Raw genomic sequence first — 17,417 nt, 5'->3', positions numbered from 1 at the left:
GGTGTCGGCGAGGTGTGCCGTACCGGAACGCTCTGGGGCCGGTCCTGTGCTAGAAGGTCAGGTTCCAGGCGTCGATCTTGCCCGTGTCGGAGGCGGCGTTGTCGTTGACCCGCAGCTTCCAGGTGCCGTTCGCGACCTCCGAGGAGGCGTTCACGGTGTAGGTCTGGGCGATGTTGTCGGCGCTGCCGCCGGCGCGGTTGTGCAGCGTGTAGACGGTGCCGTCCGGCGCCACCAGGTCGACCTTCAGGTCACCGATGTAGGTGTGCTTGATGTCCACACCCACCTTGAGGGTGGCCGGGGCGTTGCCGGTCACGCCGGTGACGGTGATCGGGCTCTCCACGGTCGCGTTGTCGTTGACGGCGAAGTCCGTGAGGTTCTCGAAGTACTTGCCGGGCGGCGGGGTCGTCCCGACGGCCTTGAGGGCGTCGACCTGTCCTTCGCCGAAGAACGAGTTGTCGGCCGTCGTGCCCGTGCAGCGGTTGTCCGAGGGGCACGCGATGTCATTGGCCTGGGCGGCCAGTCTGGCGCGGATCTGCGCCGGGGTGACGCCCGGGTCGGCGCTGGCGATGAGCGCCGCCACGCCGACCACGTGCGGGGTGGCCATCGAGGTGCCGCTCTTGCTGCCGTAGCCGCCGCCGGGGACGGTGGAGTACACGTTGCTGCCCGGCGCCGCGACGTCGATGACGCCCTGGCCGTAGTTGGAGAACGAGGCCTTGGTGACGCCCGTGCCGTTGGCTGCGACCGTGACCACGCCCGGCAGCTCGGTCGGGATGTCGAGGCAGGCGTTGGTGATGGTACGGGTGACCGGCGTCGAGTCGTTCGGGCTCGCGGAGTCGGTCGTCTTGTGGGCGAGGTCGTAGTTCTCGTTGCCCGCGGCGGCGATCTGGAGGGAGCCCTTGCCCTCGGCGTACTCCTGGGCGCGCTTGACGCCTTCGATGATGGCGGCCTGGTCGACGTTGTCCGGGCAGTTGAACTGCCAAGGGTCCGTGTAATAACTGTTGTTGGTGACCTTGAAACCGTGGTCACCGGCCCAGACGAAGCCGCAGATCGTGTTCTCCGCGAAGAAGAAGGAGTTGCCCGGCTCGGCGACCCGGACCGCGGCGATCTTCACCCCCGGGGCCACGCCGACGACGCCCTTGCCGTTCTTTGCCGCGGCGATCGTGCCCGCCACGTGGGTGCCGTGCGTGTCGACGTCCCGCCAGGCTCCGGTACGGGTGTCGGGCTTGCCGTAGGCGCAGGAGACGGAGTCGGCGGCGTCGAAGTTGGGTGCCAGGTCCTGGTGCTGATCGTCCACACCGGTGTCCAGGATGCCGACCTTGACGGAGGCGGAGCCCGGGTTCACGGCCCAGGCCTGGTCGGCCTTGATCTGGCTCATGTCGGCCCGGACCGGTTCTCCGGCCGGGGTCGAGGCCTGGGCCGGGCTGGTCGGCAGCGCCGGGGAGTACGCGTCGGCCGGGACGTCCGAGGTGCGCGTCGCGCCGACCTGCTGCACGCCCGCGACGGTGCGCATGGTGGCGGCGAATCCGCTGGATGCCGAGTGGGCGACGATCACGCCGATGGCGTCGAAGTTCGAGAAGACGGTGCCGCCGTTGGCAGTGATCGCGGAGCGCACCGCGGCGTTGTCGCCGGGGGCGGTGATCACGAGGTAGGCACGCGTGCCGGCCACCCAGGCCGCACTCGCGGCAGCCGGCACGGCGGCCGGAGCGTGGGCCTTGGCGGCCGGCGCGGCGGAGGGGACGACGGGGAGCGTGCCCGCGAGGGCGCCGGGGGCGCCGAACGCGAGGGCGGCGCCGAGCGTGGCCGCCAGCAGCAGCGTGCGTCTGGAGCGGCTCGATATGTGGGGTATCAATGCGTCCTCCGGAGACGGCCCGGCCGTGCTTATGGCACTGGCCGGGCCGTACGAAACGAGTGGTGGACGCAAGATGTCAGACGCGTGCTCCTGTGCGGAAGTACCTTTTCGTGCCGGGACGTTGCAGGGGCATGGCTGAAAAGTGACCTACCCGAAAGGCCGTCCGGCGAGAGCGACCGCCGCACGGCGCGAAGGCCGGAGCGGACTTCGGCCGGTCTGCCCGACGACGGCGATCGCCGACGGAAGCGGCCCGCTGCGGCCGCCTACTTGAACCAGGTACCGGACGCCATGGTGGTACGAGCAGGTGCCCCGGGAGTGTCCACGCCATGCGGTCGCCGTCAGCAGGGTTGTCGTTACTCACTTTCGGGTGGTGCCTCTCGGGGCTACGGGGTGGCGTGGTGTGGCGTGGCTTCGGCCCTCGGCCGCTCCCACCAAGGGAAACCGAACCTGTTGCACCGTCAACTCCATGCCGCAAGACGTAGATGAGCGATGCAGGCGAGAGTCGCGGTTACGTGCGCGACAGGTAACCTCACGCGCGTTTCACTCCGTTTCTTCGCGCACATCGGCAGAGTGTGTGCGCGAACGACCCGGCGGCATCCATGTGCCGCACCGGGATCCCACGCGGCCGCGAAGGCCGGCTGCGGAGAATGCTCGCACCACGAGGGGGACCCTTGTCTGCTTCTGCTTCTGCTTCCGCTTCAGCCCTCACCCGTCGGCTCGCCGCCGCCGCGCTGGTGTCCGGCGTACTCGTCTCGGCGGCGGCGCTGCCGGCGACCGCGGCCGGCGACGTCCGTCCAGGGCGCCCGAAGGTGCAGATCTCAGCCGTCGTCCACGACTCACCCGGACGCGACGACCACTCCAACCGCTCGCTGAACAAGGAGCGGGTGCAACTGGTCAACCTCACCCGTCATGCGGTCAACCTCGACGGCTGGACCCTCGCCGGTGAGGACGGCACCACCTACACCTTCCACCACTACCGTCTGGCCGCCCGCACCACGGTCCGCGTCCACACCGGCAGGGGCCGCGACACCCGCGACGACCTCTACCAGAACCGCCGTGACTACGTGTGGGACAACGACTCCGGCACCGCCACCCTGCGCGACGGCCACGGCCGCCTCGTCGACGCCTCCTCCTGGGGCCACGCCCGCCATCGCCACGGACGCCACTGAGCCCCGCAACGCTTCGCGCGCCGGGCCCGCGGGTGAACCGGCGGAGCTGATCGACAGCAGACCGTCAGTGTGATGTGCGTCACAGTGGCGGGATCGAGAAGGGCTTCTTCTTCACGGTGGCGTCCCAACTCGTCGTCACTTTCCATTGGTTCGACGAGCCGGACGGGGGCTGGGCGGCGTCAGGCTTCGATTCGCCGAGATGGAGCGGCTCCACGGCCCGCATTTCGTGAACTGCCCGCATGCGGATCACATGCCGTGCGAGGCCCTGACGCACCTTTTCCGGCTCGCGATCACCACATGTTGAGAGCGCTCTTCCCTTTCGGTTCGCCGTATTGGCCGTGCATTTCCGTGCGCCATTCCTGCGAATTGAGCTCGGCGTTCCGAGGCCTGTTGCCCATGAGCGTCCTGGGGTTTCTGAGGCGACGTCAATGCGCGTTGTCTTCTTGTCAATTGGGCGCAACACTGGGCTTCACGCGGAGTCGATCGCCCAAACCTGGTTCACGGGGCGGGCGACGGCCGGGTGTGGAAAGGAGGTGGATTCACATGGGTATGAAGATGACAATGACCACCCGTTGCACGGTCGCCGTGAGCTGGCAGCACGTGCGAGTGGTCATCATCGTCGTCGTCATCGCGATCCTGAGTGTGCTGACTCGGGAACCCGGTGACCCGTCACTGCTCGACGCGCTTCTGCCGCGCGTCTGAGGGCTGTACTGGCCCTCTGAACCGGGGCGGTTGCCGGACACCGGCGACCGCCCTTCCTCATGCAGAGGTTAGCGCACTGGCGCGACCCCTTGAAGGGGAATGCGGCCCGTATCTGGTTCCGCGCCTTACAACTATCCGGTAGAACGCACATCACGGTGCCGGGAGGATTCGATTCGAACGTCCCGCGCGGTTATGAAGATCTCCTTCTCCTCTTTTCCCGCGATGTGAGCCCACCGGGGCCGGCTCAGAGTGAGAGGACGCGACGAAAGTCCGCCTCGTCGTACTCGCCCGCCGCCGTGACGCGAACCCCTTGCGCCTCCACCCATGCATGAAACCGGAACGGGTCGTCGGCGACGCCGATGCACCACACCGCACGCCTTCCGCGGAGGGCGAGCACGGCGAGAGTGGCCAGTGACTCCTCCAGGCACGCGGCCCGCCCCGGGTAGTACGCCGCCGCGGTGCGGACGGCGGCCAGGGCGGCCGCCGCCTCGTGCGGCGTGGCTTCCCGCCCGCACCGTCGTCGAACGCTCCGGTCCAGGACGCGGGCGAGAGCGCGGAACGGGATCCGGATGAGGAAAAGGGCGACCAGGAGCCCGGCCAGACCGGCGGCGGCCGCCGTCAGGCTGCGGCGTCCTCGTGCGGCGCGCTGTCCGAGCGGGGCGGCTGCCGTCATTCTCACCGCCGCCCTCGGTGAGCCCTGAGGTGAGGTCTCACCGAGCGCGGCGGACGTGCTCGGCGCCGACGGTCGCGATCGCGCTCCTGCGGGAAGGGGGTCCGGCCCGAACTGCGCTCTGTCCGCGGCGAGCAGACCACGGCCGATCAGGTCGTCCGCGAGTCGCCGGGCGTCCGCGCGGATCCGGTCGTGCTGCGGTGCGGGGTAGTGAGCCGTGAGTACGTCGACCCCGGAGTCGAAGTCCTCGCAACGACGCCATTCCCGCCACAGGGCGCGCGCCATGGGGTTCATCGCGAAGCAATGACCGGAACGCACGTCCAGAAGCACGCTTCCGCCGTGCGGCGCGACGCTCTCGTGCACATGACCGGGCACGTTCAGTCGGGTCACGTCGGCTCCTTTCCGCCGGCGCGCGACGCCAGCCACATGTCTTCGCCCAGCAGGCGGTTGAGCGCGGGGAAGGGGGCCGGGAGTCCGGCGACCGCACGGTCGAGGGAGGCGATGACCCGTGACGGCTCGATCACGCCCAGGTCGGCCAGCGGTGAAGCGGCGAGTCGCGCGCGGATGTCCTCCGCGGACAGGCGGGCGCCTCTGTAATTCTCGGCGGAGTACTCCCCCTTGGTTCTTCTGCGCAGCACGGCCCCGGGCACCAGGCCGGCCAATGCGGCCGCCAGCAGTGGCTTGACGGTGAAGGGGTCCGTCCTGTGCACCAGGGGCAGGCTCAGGCAGGCGCGGACGACGTCGCCGTCGAGAAAGGGCGCATGCGGCCAGATGCCCAGCGGGCGTGCTCTGTCGACGAGTTGGCGCTGCACCGCGGCCGAGTTGCGCACCTCTTGGAGGACGGCTCGGGAAGCCGGCGTCGTCGCGAGGGCCGGGTCGGGGTGGGCGGACCGGGCGCAGTCGCGTGCGAGTTCGGCCAGTCGGCGGCGCATGCGGGTGGTCAGCCAGGCCGCCTCCGGGCCGGGCGGGGGCCACCAGGCGACCGCGTCCAGCCAGTTCGCTTCGTGCCGCGCCGGTTGTTCCAGCTGGAGGGCCAGGTTGTCGAAGGCCTGCGGCTTCGACGTGCGGGCGAGGCGCAGCGCTCGTAAGACCGTGTGAGCAGGGGAGATCTTGCGCATGCGGGCCAGAGCGCGACCGTCACGCACGAGTCGGCGCAGGCCGTCGGCGGCCGGCAGGTCGGCGAGCCAGGAGGGCGGTGCCGTGAGGAGAGCGTCGCCGCCTTCACCGGTCAGGTGAATGGCGCGGCCGCCGTCAGCGATGTGGTCCAGGCGCAGACGCAGCCGTGCGCCGATCACCGCTGCCGGGTCGGGCTGGTCCGTCGGCCCTTCGGCGTCCATTGCGCCGTAGGGCAGTGACGTCCGGTTGCCGCGGGTCACGTGCAGCCGGATACCCGGCGTCGTCGCGGCGTGGGCGAGGGCGTGTTCGAGGTCGCCGGCCGGGGCTTCGGGATGGTGGTAGACGAAGGCGTCCAGTGGCTGGTGCGAGGCGCGTGCGGCGAGGACGGCCAGTGACGTCGAGTCCAGACCGCCGCTGAAGTCGGCGGTCAGACGGGTGGAACCGGTGGTGCGCAGTGAGACGGAGTCGGTCAGTGCCGACCTGAGCCGTTCGGCGGTCTCCGCGAATCCTTTGCCGCCGTGGCCGGAGTCCAGGCATGCGTAGGTGCCGCGGTGCAAGCTGCCCGAGGGGTCGATGCGCAGTGCCTGCCCGCCGCCGAGGTGCCGGACGCCGGCCAACGTGGTGTGGCCTTCGGTGAGTTCGGGAACCGTGGGGCACACGATGTGTGCGGCAAGGGTGGTCGGGTCGGCGGTGTCGGCGGTGCCCGCCAGGAGCGCCGCGGTCGTGGCACGTGTGGACAGCACCGTGCGGTTTCCGCGCTGCGCGTAGTAGAGGGGGAACTGTCCCGCCGGGTCGGTGTAGGCGGTGAGCCGTCCCTGGTCGTGCATGACGATGAGCAGGTACGCGCCGGGCCACCGCGTCAGCCGTTCCCAGTGGCCGTCCGCCGCTGAGCGCTCCAAATCCCGTCGCATGGTCGCCGCGTCGGCGAGGCACTGGCCCACGGCGACCAGGCGAGCGCGCGCGCACGCAGCGGTACGCAACTCGCGCGGGTGCCACGGCCCCCACGACCACAAGGGGCCTTCTGCGGGCCACACCCTGACTGCTCCCAGCGCTGCCGTGCCGGGCGGAGGCAGGGGGGAGCCGGTGGACGGGAACACGCCTGCGACGGCGGGGTCGCGTGGCAGGCGCGGGCCGGGGACGGGCTCTCGGCTCTCCGTCGCGGGGAGGGATGCATCGGACGTGAACATGACGGCAATCCGCGGTCGTGACGCGACTACCAGTAATACTGGGCGTTGGCGTCCGCATTGCCGTTGGGTGAACTGCCGAGCGTCACCTCGCGGATGTGACCGAGGTCGACGAGCACCGGGGATTCGTACTCCGCAGGCCGGCACGGTGACGCCACTTCACCGGTCCGCACCGCGTGCTCCGCGCTGACGGATTCCGCGCACGCCCGTGCGTGCCACGATGCAGCGACAGGTTTGTGGGTCATGGTGTCCGCCTAGGGTCAAGGGCGGGAAACGCCCCGGGAAAGACATGTGCGTGAGTGGCCTGAGTGATTCCACTGTTGGTGGGAGTGTAGCCATCCCCACGCCGCACCATGTGCCGAAATGGACGGCGAGGCCCCGGTCCGTGGCCTGCTGATTTACGCGGGATCCTCGTGCCGGCCGCAGGCTTGGAGAGCCTCGGAGGCGGACGGGAGATTGCGTCGGATTCCGTTCGACGGGCGGCTTTCGCTTATTCGAAGAGACGTTGCGTACCTCGGCGTGCTCTCGCGTCACATTGAAGTGCGCAATGGCGCTTTGGCGGGCTTTGAGCATCGCGCGCCGGGGTGCGCATGCCCGAAGGACGAGCGTTTCGCCCGCTCCGGAAGACGGCAGACAGCGGCGTACGGTTACGCCGACGGCGCCGGGCGTTGTGCCGGGGCGCTTCCCGCGTTCTCCTGGCCGCGCAGTCCCAGGACGAGGGCCCCTTGTGATTCGGCACGGGTGCCGAGTTCGCTCAGCGCGAGTGTGAAGGCGCCGCCGTCGGCGACGGCGCCGGGCAACGCGAAGCGGTGCAGGGACTCGTTGCAGCCGTCCAGCAGCAGCCGGCTCTCGGCGAGCTTCCCGCCGACGACGACGAGGTCGGGATTGAGCATGTTGCACAGCTGGGCGAGCGAATGGCCCAGGCGGCGGCCGGCGTCGTGGATCACCCGCATGCAGACCGCGTCCCGCTCGTCGGCCGCTTTGATGACCTGCTCCAGCGTCTCGGGGCCCGAGGCGCTGTTGCGGGTGTGTGCGGCACGGACCTGGGCGATCAGGGCGTCGGCTCCCATCACCGTCTCCAGGCAGCCTCTCCCGCCGCACTGGCACACCGTTCCGTCCGGATCCACCGTGAGATGGCCGATCTCCCCGGCCATGCCCCGGTGGCCGCGCAGCACGCTGTTGTGCACGATGATGCCGGCCCCGACCCCGGTCGACGCCTTCACGTAGACGACCGTCTCGGCGTTCTCCCGGGTGCCGTACGTCTGTTCCGCGAGTGCGCCGAGGTTGGCGTCGTTGTCGATGACGGCGCGCACGCCCAGCCAGGCGCCCAGGTCGCCGGCCGGGTCGTCGCCCGGCCGCCACGGAGGCAGGACCGGCGGGGTTAACGCGCCGGTGCGCGGATCGATCATTCGCGGTACGGCGATGCCGAGGGACAGCACGTCGGCCGGTTCCCGGCCCGTCCCCTCGATGGCTTCCTCGATCATCTCCTTGACCTCGGGCAACGCCCTGTGCCAGCCCTTGCTGACGCCTTGCGAGCTGACCCGGACGCTCACCTGGTCGAATTCCCTGTCGAGCCTGCGGGCGACCACCGTGGTGTGGTTGAACCCGACGTGCACGCCCACGCCGACGTCGTCGACCGGCACCAGGGAGACTTTTCCGCCGCGGCCTTTCCCTTCCTTCTTGGCATCGGGCACGAGCCCGGCGGTGGCCAGTTCGCGCACCGCGACCGACACGGTGGCCGGCGAAAGCATCGTGCGCCGCGCGATGTCGACCTGGGTGCCCGCCTTGATCGCGACAGCGAGCAGCACTTTTCTGCGGTTGGTGCTCCTCGTCGGGGTGACGGACTCCGGGAGTCGGCCTAAAAGATCACGCAGCTTCCCCACGGACGCCCCCCAGCCGATGTCGGCGCTTCAACTTCGCGGTTCCGAAGGGGAAATAATACCAGCGTGATCTTCGATTCGAACGCGGTCGTGCTTCGAACCACGCGCTGGCGAAGGGGGAAATGGGGTGTCCACTATACGAACTCGATCAATACCGGATCGCTGAATTGGCTGAAAATAGCGACGATACGTCAAGAGGAAACGCATTCATACAGCAAATGGTCGACGTCCGAATGGAGCCGAGCATGCCCGTGAGTCCGCCCGAGGGCGTCGCGAAGCAGCTGCGTCGCTGTGTGGAGGGGCGGCAGGGTCGCTGGACGTAGATCCGCCGGTCCGGTCTCACCGCACGTCGGCGGTATCCGGGCGTCAGGTCGGGACGGTGGGGGAGAGGGGAGGGGATGGGGGCGGCTCCGGACCGACGTGCGGGTTCGGCGTCACGGTGCGGGGTCGGCTTCACGCTGCCGCGGGTGAGTGACTTCTGGCCGCTCCCCTTGTCGCCCCAGGCCCGCGATCGCGGCCGCTGGAGGCGGCCGAGGCGGCGGACGCGGAATGTGACAGGCGTTCCAGGGGTCGCTCGTTCCAGGGGTCGCTCGGTCCCGAGGGTGGTCCCGCCCAGGGATGCGATACGGGGTGATTCGTGGTGTTCTTGCGGAATGAGTGTCACCCGGACAGGTGAATCCTCGGCCGACACCGCACCCGATCCCCGCCGCTGGTGGGGCCTGGTGATCATCGCCCTCGCTCAGCTCATGGTCGTCCTGGACGCGACGATCGTGAACATCGCGCTGCCCTCCGCGCAGGAGGACCTGGGCATCTCCGACGGCGACCGCCAGTGGGTGATCACCGCCTACACCCTGGCCTTCGGCGGGCTGCTGCTGCTCGGCGGGCGCATCGCCGACCTGGTGGGCCGCAAGCGCACCTTCGTGATCGGGCTGGTCGGCTTCGCGGCGGCCTCCGCGCTGGGCGGGGCGGCCACCGGATCGGGCATGCTGTTCGGCGCCCGCGCCCTCCAGGGCGTCTTCGCGGCCGTCCTCGCCCCCTCCGCGCTCAGCCTCCTGACCACGACGTTCACCGACCCCAGGGAACGCGGCAAGGCCTTCGGCATCTACGGCGCGCTCGCCGGCAGCGGGGCGGCGATCGGCTTCATCGTCGGCGGGCTGCTCACCGAGTACCTCGACTGGCGCTGGTGCCTGTACGTCAACGTGCCGATCGCCGTCATCGCCGTGGTCGGCGGCATCGTCCTGCTCCACGACCGCCCCGGTCACGCGGACGTCCGGCTCGACGTGCCCGGCGCGGTGCTGGGCTGCGGCGGCCTGGTCGCGATCGTCTACGGCTTCAGCGAGGCCGAGCCGCGCGGCTGGACCGACCCCCTGGTGCTGGGGCTCTTCGCGGGCGGGATCGTCCTGCTCACGGTGTTCGTGTGGTGGCAGACGAAGGCGCGGGTACCGCTGCTGCCCTTGCACATCATCAAGGACCGCAACCGCGCGGGCTGCTTCCTGACCATGGGCCTGGCCGTCATCGGGATGTTCGGCCTGTTCCTGTTCATGACCTACTACCTCCAGGTCATCCTCGGCTATTCCCCCGTGAAGACGGGCCTCGCCTTCCTCCCGCTCACCGTGGCGATCATCATCGGGTCCACCCAGATCTCCGCCCGGCTGATGAACCGCGTGGCGCCGCGCATGCTGATGGTCCCCGGCATGATCCTCGCCGCCGGCGGCATGGTCATCCTCACTCGCATGACCGTGCACTCCTCCTACAGCAGTGAGATCCTCCCCGCGCTGCTGCTGATGGGCCTCGGCATGGGTCTGACCTTCATGCCGGTCTTCGCCACGGCCACTTCGGGCGTCGCTCCGCAGGACGCGGGCGTCACCTCCGCCACCGTCAACACCTCACAGCAGGTGGGCGGGTCCATCGGCACAGCCCTGCTCAACACGATCGCCACCACCAGCAGCGCCGCCTACCTCTCGGCCCATCTGACCGGCCCCGCGCGCCGGGCGCAGGTCGCGGCCGAGGGCACCGTGCACGGCTACACCGTCGCCATCTGGTGGGCCGCCGGGATCATGCTGCTGGCCGGCCTGGTGGCGGGCCTGATGGTCACCACCGGCCCCCCGAGACGTGCCCCGGCAGAATCAGCGGTTCCGGAGTCGGTGGGCTGACGGAAGCCTCCGCGTCCACTGGCGGGATCCGGACGCCGTCGGCGAGATCAGAGGCCGCTTGGACGCATCGGTCGCCGAAACCGCCTCAGCCGGGGGCTCGGGCGCGCGGGACTTGGGGGCGTGGACGTGTCGGTGGGCTGCTGGACCGCCGCTTTCCGTTCCCCGAGATCAGAGTTCGGTCGTCCAGATCCCGACGGGATGGTCGCTCGGACGCAGCCACAACCGAGGCTGTGACTCGCGATATTTCCGGTCGGCCTGCTCCTCCCAGAGGAAACGCCCCTCGGCGTCCGGCCACGCGACCTGCAGCACAGGAAGCGGCGGCCGTCGGTAGAACCCGAGCGCCTGCCCGAAGAAAGTCCGGTACCAGCCGCTGGCAATGCCCCTGAGCACGACCGGATACCCACGGACGACGTCCGGATGGCTCTGGCCGTCGGTCAGCGCTTCCCCCGCGGCGCACTTCTCTCCGAGCGTGTTGAGTATGCGGTGCATGACGTCGACGTCCAGTCCGAACGTGGCGAGTTCGGGCCCGCCGTGCGTGTGCGCGAGGCCGACCGTGTAAGCGAACCCGGGACCGACCTCGTCTTCGGGAACCATCACGACGTGCCATCCGTGCCGCTGCACATGCTCGATGACTGTCAGGTCCATGCGGTCCGCTTCGTCGCGGTCGCCGTAGTCGTGGCAGAGGACACAGCGGCACCGGAACGGATCGTCAGTCATGTGCGGAGGTTACGAGGTGAGCGTTCACGTCGAGCGACCGGGCTCGGCGGACATCTGGAGGGACCCCAGCCGGCGAACGGCTGGGGTCCCTTTGTGTGGTGGTGCGTACCGGTCGGCCGGCGAAGCCGCCGTGCCGTGCCTCGTTCATCTGCGCGCCGAGGGGCGGCACCGGTACGCGATCACCCGCGAACCGGCAGGGTCAGCGCCGCAGGGTGAGGACGCCCGGCCGCCAGGGCAGCTGGTCGTAGGGGGTGTCGGGCGGCGTGTTGGGCGACTTGCCCTGGTAGAGGAGTTGCAGGTTGCAGGGGTCGATGGTCATGGTCTGGTCGGGGTTGTCGCGGACCAGGTCACCGTGGCTGATGTCATTGGTCCAGGTGGCGCCGCTGTTGGCCTTGCCCGCGAAGGGGTTGCTCTCGGTGGCGGCCTGCGGAGTCCATGAACCGCTCAGGCTGGAGGCCGTGAACGAGCGGAAGTAGCGCGCCTCGTTCGCCCCTCTCGCCTCGACGAGCATCAGGTACTGGTTCTGGCCCTTGACCTTGTAGACCTGAGGCGCCTCGAACAGGTTCTTCACCGTGTCGCTCATGACGGTCGTGTACGAGGAGCCGAAGTTGCCGGGGAAGTTCCCGATGGGCATGCTCGCCCGGTAGATCTTGCCGTTGTCGCCGGCGAAGAACAGGTACATGTTCTGACCGTCGGCGATCAGGGTCTGGTCGATCGGGGCGGCGCCGGAGATGCTGCCCGTGAAGAGCGGCTGCGGCGCGGACCAGCCGTTGGGGTTGGTGGGGTCGCTGGACGTGCGGTAGATGAAGGGCCAGGCACCCCACTGGTAGGCCAGCACCCAGACGTTCTTGGGCGCGAAGTAGAAGAGCGTGGGCGCCACCGTGGACTGACTCATGCCGGTCTGGCCCGCCGACGCCATGTCCGACCAGTTGGTGAAGGGCTTGAAAGCCATCGAACCGTACTTGGAGCCCGACACGTTCGACGCGTAGACCAGGTGCTTGCCGTTGTACGTCACGGTGGTGAAGTCCTTCAGCGCGGTCCACCCGTTCGCCGGCTGCGCCAGCGCGCCCGTCGAATTCCACCGGTAGGTCGAGGGGAGCGAGCACGAGCCGTCCGGCGGGGTCGTCCCGGACAGGCCGGTCCACTTCTGGTTGCTGGCACCGTTGCAGGTCCAGATCTCCACCGCCGTGCCGTTGGCCGTGCCGTGCCCCGTGACGTCCAGGCACAGCCCGGACTCCACTCCGACGATCGTGCCGTCGGAGTTCACCCGCCACTGCTGGTTGGCCCCGCCGCTGCAGGACCAGATCTGCACCCGGGTTCCGGCCGTGGTGGCGTGGCCGGGAACGTCCAGGCACTTGTTGCCGTACACGGTCAGCTGACTGCTGTCCGTCGCCGTCCACTGCTGGTTGGCCGCGCCGGAACAGTCGTAGATCTGCAGGCTCGCGCCGTCCGCCTGACTGGAGCCCGCCACGTCGAGGCACCGGCCGGAACCGACGCCGCGCAGGGCGCCGCTGGACGCCGCCTGGGCCGGGTTGGCGACCAGCGCGGCGGCCAGTGCGATCAGGACCGTGACCGCGGCGGCGAGCACCGCGGACAGACGCCTGCGGCTGGAACTTCGTCTGCGCATGGGGCGCATGGGGACCTCGTCATCCTTGAGTACGCGGTTCCGGCCGGCTCCGTCGGAAACCTTCCGGACTGTCGATGGGGTGCGCTGCACAGCGGTCGTGAGCGCCGTGCCGACCCGTGAGGGCTGCCCGGTGTCGCGGAGCAACCCCCGTGTGGTCCGCGGGCCGTTCGAGCTTTCGAGCTCGGATCGCCGTCCGGGCTTGCACGGGACGGCGCGCAGCGAAGCGTTCGCGACATCCCCCGAGCGAGCGGAATTCGAGGAATCGAACGGCTCAACGGCATGTCGTGCTCCGCCCGCGGAGGGCAAGGGCGTGGAGCGCGGCAACGCCTGTGTATTGATGGGGCCATGACATTTGCATCGGCGGCATGCTCCTTGAGGCTTCGGCCGTCTGCCTGTGCGTGACTCGGAGGTGCTCTGCTGTGCGAATGGTGCGGCTCTGCGCGTGCGAAATATCGAACAAGGATCGGATCGTCGATCAATCTGGATGATAGGGAACCGGTGGGCGGGGTCAATACCTCTCGCATGATTCGCGAACGACTTCGAAACATTCGTGGGATCTTATGGAAGAAATGCCGCGGATCGGCCGGTTGAACTACGTCCCCCGAGAGTGAGGCGACGTGAGGCGATGTGGGGCCAGGAGTGAGGCGGCGGAGGTCAGTTGGGGGGTTCGGGCGCCTCGGAAGCCCTGCGCCTCGTCCCCGTTTCCGGTCATGCCTCGCGGCGGGGGTCGGACGGCTGCCGTGTCCCCGCCGAGTGGTGGGTGCCGCCCCGCCGTGTGGCTGGGGCTGCCGCTCGCAGGGCCGTAGGGGCTCCACGTGGCCTTATGGTCGAGTCGGCATGGGCCGGACGTTGTGGACGAAGGTAAGGCGGAGCGCGTGATCCGGGTAGTGGTGGTCGACGACGAGGCACTGGTCCGGTCGGGCTTCGAACTGATTCTGGGCGCGTCCGAGGACATCGAGGTCGTCGCGACCGCGAGCGGCGGCGACGCGGTGGAGACCGTCCGGCGACAGCACCCGGACGTGGTGCTGCTGGACATCCGGATGCCCGACGTCGACGGGCTCACCGTCCTGCGGGAGCTGCGGAAGATGCCCGCTCCGCCGGTGGTGGCGATGCTGACCACGTTCGACGCCGACGAGTACATCCTGACCGCGCTGAACTCCGGTGCGGCCGGTTTCCTGCTCAAGGACACGGAGCCGGAACAGCTCGCCCACCTGGTGCGGACGCTCGACGCGGGCGGTGTGGTGTTGTCGCCCAAGGCGTCGCGGACGCTGCTGAACGGTCACCCCGGCACCGAAACGGCGGTCGACGAGGAGGCCGCGCGGGTCCGGCTGCTCACGCCACGGGAGCGTGACGTCCTCGTCCTGGTGGCGGACGGATTGTCGAACGCGGACATCGGGGTGCGCGTCCACCTGGGGGCGGGCACGGTGAAGGGCCACGTCAGCGCGATCCTGGCGAAGCTTCGCGTGACCAGCCGGGTGCAGGCGGCGCTGCTTGCGCAGCGGGCCGGACTGCTCGACGAGCGCCCACGCCCGGCGGCCGACCGGTGAGCCGTGCGGGCGCCGTCCGGCAGCGCGTTCCCGCGCCCGTCGTCGACATCGCTCTGGCGGTGGTGGCCGCCCTGGACGTTCGGGTGGCGAGCGCGTGGGAACACACACCGATCGAGGTGGCGCCGGCCGCGGTGGGCTGCGCCGCCCTGGCGTTCCGGCGCCGGTTCCCGCTCGCCGTGTTCCTGCTCACCCTGCCGGTCGCACTGATGCAGGAGGTCGCCGTCGCCGTGCTCGTGGCGCTGTTCACGCTGGCCGAACGCTCCCGCGACCGCCGTCTCCTCGCGGTCTGCGTCGTCCTGGCCGCCGTCGCGAGCAGCACTCCGTGGCCCCTGGCCGCGGCGGACCGGACCATGACGCTGGTCTTCTTCGTGTACGGGCTGGCGACCAGCGTCGCCCCGGTCCTGTTCGGACAGCTGCTCCAGGCGCGACGCGACCTGGCGCGACGGCTGGCCGAGATCGAGGAGGCCAGGGAGCACGAGCGCACTCTGCACGCCCAGGCCGTGCTCGCCCGCGAACGCGCCCAGCTGGCCCGCGAGATGCACGACGTGGTCTCCCACCAGGTCAGCCTCATCGCCGTACGGGCCGGGGCGTTGCAGGTCGCCGCCAAGGACGCGGATGCCAAGGAAGCCGCCCGCACGATCCGTTCGCTGAGCGTCACCACCCTCGACGAGCTACGCACCATGGTCACGCTGCTGCGCGCCTCCGGCGGCAGAGCCACCGAGCTGACTCCGCAGCCCACCCTGGCCGACCTGCGCGGACTGGTGGCGTCCAGCGGCACTCATACGGAGCTGACGGGTGAACTGCCGCCCACCGTGGGCACCCCCGTCCAGCGCGCCCTCTACCGCACGGTCCAGGAGGCGCTGACCAACGTCCGCAAGCACGCCCCCGGCGCCGACGCCCGCGTCGAGCTGTGGCAGGACGGGGACGACATCGGAGTGACCGTCACCAACACCCCTCCCACGCGCCCCTCCCTCGCCCTGCCCGGCTCGCAGCAGGGCCTGATCGGCCTGCGCGAACGGGCCGAGATCCTGCACGGCAGCCTGGACGCGGGCCCGACCGCCCAAGGGGGGTACCAGGTCCGGCTGCGGGTTCCGCTCAGCGCGGAGTGACAGGCCGCTCCGTCGCCGTGCGGCCCCCTGGACCTGCCCGTGGGCCTGCGCGGCGGCCAGGCGTGTCATGCCCCAGCCTCCGAGTCCGGCCGCCACGCGCCCATCGGGCAACCGCCGGGTCCACCCCCTCCGAATGGCTGGAAGACACCGCCCGCCCGGTCACACCGGACCGGGCGTCAGGACGGGACCTCGCCGGTCGGCAGGGCGGAACCCGCCGACCGGCGGGGGAGAGCCCGAAGCCTGCCGGATGGTCCGCCCCCGGACATCCACGCGAAGTTCTCCGTATGACACAGACACAGCCGCCGCGGGAGACGTCCCCTCCGCAGGAGAACTCGCCTCCGCCGCCCCGGACCTCCCCCGATTCCGTCGGACCGGCCGCGCCCGGCCCTTCGATCGGACGCCTCGTCGGGGTGGACCTGGCCCGCGCGCTGGCGGTGTTCGGCATGTACGTCGTGCACATCGGCCCCCCGCTGTCCGCCACGACCGGTGTCGCCAGCTGGATCCGGTACATGGCGGACGGTCACTCGTCGGTTCTGTTCGCCACCCTCGCCGGGTTCTCCCTGATGCTGCTCGCCGGCCGCCGCGAGCCCAAGACCGGCCTGGCCGGCCGGCAGGCGAAAGCCCGCATCGCGATCCGCGCCGTGATCCTGCTGGCCCTGGGCACCGCGATGGCGACGGAGTACGGGGGAGTGATCATCCTCGGCTTCTACGGGGTCTACTTCCTCCTCGCGCTGCCCCTGGTGCGACTGCGCGCCAGGACCCTCGCCATCATCGCGGCCGCATGCGCCCTCATCACACCGCAGCTGGCATTCGCCCTCACCTCACTGCTGACCCCGTCGGTCCAGCAGAGCATCAACGCCTACGATCCGCTCCGCCACCTCAGCGAGGTCGGCGTCCTCGACCTCCTGCTCACCGGCTTCTACCCGGCGCTCACCTGGATGTCGTTCGTGATCGCGGGCATGGCGCTGGGCCGCCTCGACCTCTCCTCCGGCACAGTCCGCAAGCGCCTCGCCGCGCTCGGCGCCGGCCTCGCCGTGACCGCCTACGGCATGTCGTTGCTGCTCGCCGGCAAGGACGCCTTGCGCAGCCTCGCGGAGGACGGGTCGTCGTCCGGCGGTTCCGGGCCGATGCCCAGCGGCAGCGGAGCGATGCCCCCCGACGGCGGGGCGATCCCCGACCTGCCCTCGTCACTCCTCCTGAAGGCCGGTCCGCACAGCGGCACCACGTTCGACATCATCGGCAGCGTGGGAGTCGCGATCCTCGTGATCGTGGGCGCGACGGTGGCCATGGACCGCCTGCCGCGGCTGCGCCGGGCCGCCAAGCCGGTCATCGCCGTGGGCACCATGTCGCTGACCGCCTACGTCGGCCACTTCCTCGCACAGTCCGCCCTGTCCACAGCCGCCGGAACAGGCACCCAGCAATCCTGGCTGCCCCTGATCACGTACGTCCTCGGGGCCATCCTGTTCGCCGCGATCTGGTCCCGCTTCTTCCGCCGTGGCCCCCTGGAATACCTCCTCAACGCCGCCACCAAGCCGGCGAAGCGCATCCGATGACCGCCGGCCGAGGTGGACCACCTCCACTTCGGCCGGACCGCTTGTGGCCCAGCCTCCGCCGCCGCCTGCCCCAGCACACCACCCCTCACGCAGGGTGTGTGCAGGGGCAGGTCCTGAACCACCCGCACCGGAAGACGGGAA

13 protein-coding genes are annotated in these 17,417 nt (G+C 70.0%); 6 read left to right on the top strand and 7 right to left on the bottom strand.

Annotated features, from left to right (window positions below):
• Positions 1–49: 49 nt before the first annotated feature.
• Complete coding sequence (locus ACGFSH_RS27515; protein ID WP_393353291.1) at positions 50–1,810, bottom strand: S8 family serine peptidase; 1,761 nt, start codon at positions 1,808–1,810, stop codon at positions 50–52.
• A gap of 848 nt (positions 1,811–2,658) precedes the next feature.
• On the opposite strand from ACGFSH_RS27515, the gene ACGFSH_RS27510 reads away from it, so the two are divergent.
• Both ACGFSH_RS27510 and ACGFSH_RS27505 read left to right on the top strand, forming a co-directional pair.
• Positions 2,659–3,018 carry a lamin tail domain-containing protein gene (locus tag ACGFSH_RS27510; protein ID WP_393353239.1) on the top strand — a complete coding sequence of 120 codons (360 nt, stop codon included), beginning with the start codon at positions 2,659–2,661 and terminating at the stop codon, positions 3,016–3,018.
• A 543-nt stretch (positions 3,019–3,561) separates the two neighbouring features.
• Positions 3,562–3,720: a hypothetical protein gene (locus ACGFSH_RS27505; protein WP_393353237.1), complete on the top strand. Its 159-nt coding sequence runs from the start codon at positions 3,562–3,564 to the stop codon at positions 3,718–3,720.
• A 244-nt stretch (positions 3,721–3,964) separates the two neighbouring features.
• Here ACGFSH_RS27505 and ACGFSH_RS27500 read toward each other — a convergent pair whose 3' ends face one another.
• From ACGFSH_RS27500 to ACGFSH_RS27485, 4 genes are all read right to left on the bottom strand, one after another.
• Complete coding sequence (locus tag ACGFSH_RS27500; protein ID WP_393353236.1) at positions 3,965–4,780, bottom strand: lasso peptide biosynthesis B2 protein; 816 nt, start codon at positions 4,778–4,780, stop codon at positions 3,965–3,967.
• Complete coding sequence (locus ACGFSH_RS27495) at positions 4,777–6,693, bottom strand: albusnodin/ikarugamycin family macrolactam cyclase (RefSeq protein ID WP_393353234.1); 1,917 nt, start codon at positions 6,691–6,693, stop codon at positions 4,777–4,779. The genes ACGFSH_RS27500 and ACGFSH_RS27495 overlap by 4 nt, the downstream gene beginning before the upstream one ends.
• Positions 6,694–6,719: 26 nt before the next feature.
• The gene (locus ACGFSH_RS27490) at positions 6,720–6,935 is read right to left on the bottom strand and encodes a lasso RiPP family leader peptide-containing protein (protein WP_393353232.1); all 216 of its coding nucleotides are present in this window, start codon (positions 6,933–6,935) and stop codon (positions 6,720–6,722) included.
• 402 nt (positions 6,936–7,337) lie between these two features.
• On the bottom strand, positions 7,338–8,498 hold the full coding sequence (locus tag ACGFSH_RS27485; RefSeq protein ID WP_393353230.1) for an ROK family transcriptional regulator: 1,161 nt from the start codon (positions 8,496–8,498) through the stop codon (positions 7,338–7,340).
• 725 nt (positions 8,499–9,223) lie between these two features.
• Between ACGFSH_RS27485 and ACGFSH_RS27480 the strand changes: the two genes are divergently transcribed.
• Positions 9,224–10,723 (top strand): MFS transporter, encoded by a 1,500-nt coding sequence (locus tag ACGFSH_RS27480; RefSeq protein WP_393353228.1) that lies wholly within the window; start codon positions 9,224–9,226, stop codon positions 10,721–10,723.
• A gap of 168 nt (positions 10,724–10,891) precedes the next feature.
• On the opposite strand, the gene ACGFSH_RS27475 is transcribed toward ACGFSH_RS27480, so the two are convergent.
• Positions 10,892–11,440, bottom strand: a complete 549-nt coding sequence (locus ACGFSH_RS27475; RefSeq protein ID WP_393353227.1) for a DUF4262 domain-containing protein — start codon at positions 11,438–11,440, stop codon at positions 10,892–10,894.
• Positions 11,441–11,639: 199 nt separating this feature from the next.
• A complete protein-coding gene (locus ACGFSH_RS27470; protein ID WP_393353225.1) occupies positions 11,640–13,067 on the bottom strand; it encodes a non-reducing end alpha-L-arabinofuranosidase family hydrolase in 1,428 nt (475 codons plus the stop codon).
• A gap of 851 nt (positions 13,068–13,918) precedes the next feature.
• Here ACGFSH_RS27470 and ACGFSH_RS27465 point away from each other — a divergent pair.
• From ACGFSH_RS27465 to ACGFSH_RS27455, 3 genes are all read left to right on the top strand, one after another.
• On the top strand, positions 13,919–14,614 hold the full coding sequence (locus ACGFSH_RS27465) for a response regulator (protein ID WP_393353224.1): 696 nt from the start codon (positions 13,919–13,921) through the stop codon (positions 14,612–14,614).
• Complete coding sequence (locus tag ACGFSH_RS27460; protein WP_393353223.1) at positions 14,611–15,723, top strand: sensor histidine kinase; 1,113 nt, start codon at positions 14,611–14,613, stop codon at positions 15,721–15,723. Before ACGFSH_RS27465 ends, ACGFSH_RS27460 begins: the two co-directional genes overlap by 4 nt.
• A 284-nt stretch (positions 15,724–16,007) precedes the next feature.
• Positions 16,008–17,276 (top strand): DUF418 domain-containing protein, encoded by a 1,269-nt coding sequence (locus ACGFSH_RS27455; protein WP_393353222.1) that lies wholly within the window; start codon positions 16,008–16,010, stop codon positions 17,274–17,276.
• The last annotated feature ends 141 nt before the right edge of the window (positions 17,277–17,417 follow it).

The sequence above is a fragment of the Streptomyces sp. NPDC048481 genome (assembly GCF_043200075.1).
Taxonomy (GTDB): domain Bacteria; phylum Actinomycetota; class Actinomycetes; order Streptomycetales; family Streptomycetaceae; genus Streptomyces.
Note: the sequence above shows the minus strand (reverse complement) of the source record. Positions and strands in the feature narration are given on the sequence as shown.

Excerpts from the sequence above, each read along its gene's own strand:
- ACGFSH_RS27505 (WP_393353237.1), top strand. The coding sequence starts at position 3,562 with ATGGGTATGAAGATGACAATGACCACCCGTTGCACGGTCGCCGTGAGC.
- ACGFSH_RS27495 (WP_393353234.1), bottom strand. The coding sequence starts at position 6,693 with ATGTTCACGTCCGATGCATCCCTCCCCGCGACGGAGAGCCGAGAGCCC.
- ACGFSH_RS27490 (WP_393353232.1), bottom strand. The coding sequence starts at position 6,935 with ATGACCCACAAACCTGTCGCTGCATCGTGGCACGCACGGGCGTGCGCG.
- ACGFSH_RS27480 (WP_393353228.1), top strand. The coding sequence starts at position 9,224 with ATGAGTGTCACCCGGACAGGTGAATCCTCGGCCGACACCGCACCCGAT.
- ACGFSH_RS27475 (WP_393353227.1), bottom strand. The coding sequence starts at position 11,440 with ATGACTGACGATCCGTTCCGGTGCCGCTGTGTCCTCTGCCACGACTAC.
- ACGFSH_RS27470 (WP_393353225.1), bottom strand. The coding sequence starts at position 13,067 with ATGCGCAGACGAAGTTCCAGCCGCAGGCGTCTGTCCGCGGTGCTCGCC.
- ACGFSH_RS27455 (WP_393353222.1), top strand. The coding sequence starts at position 16,008 with ATGACACAGACACAGCCGCCGCGGGAGACGTCCCCTCCGCAGGAGAAC.